The sequence below is a fragment of the Shewanella sp. P1-14-1 genome (genome assembly GCF_001401775.1).
In the GTDB taxonomy this organism is placed as follows: domain Bacteria; phylum Pseudomonadota; class Gammaproteobacteria; order Enterobacterales; family Shewanellaceae; genus Shewanella; species Shewanella japonica.
The window spans coordinates 1-290 of sequence record NZ_LKTL01000109.1 but is presented as its reverse complement, the minus strand read 5'-3'; the positions used below and the strand labels follow the sequence as shown (position 1 = coordinate 290).

Annotated in this window: 1 pseudogene; it reads right to left on the bottom strand. The window is 46.6% G+C overall.

Annotated features, from left to right (window positions below):
* Nucleotides 1–290: pseudogene (locus AN944_RS21705) on the bottom strand (hypothetical protein); the annotation flags it as partial.

The window sequence follows — 290 nt, the reverse complement described above, 5'->3', positions numbered from 1 at the left end:
TCAATCACTAAGTCTACTGTTAGCTCAGCATCAACAGCATCAAGGTTTTCAGTGTCGTTGGCAGACAGGTCATTGCCGTTGCTGTCAGTTGCGGTTGCAACAACTGTGATGTCGCCATCCACAAGTGTAGATAGGTCAACATTATCAACAGAGTAAGTGCCATCTGCATTTACTGCCACATCGGTGATGGTAATTGATGTGCCCGCAATATCGGTGATAACCAGAGTGACCGTGCCATCTGCTGGAATATCTTGTGATGTACCAGTGATATCGCCTTGGTTCGATGCATC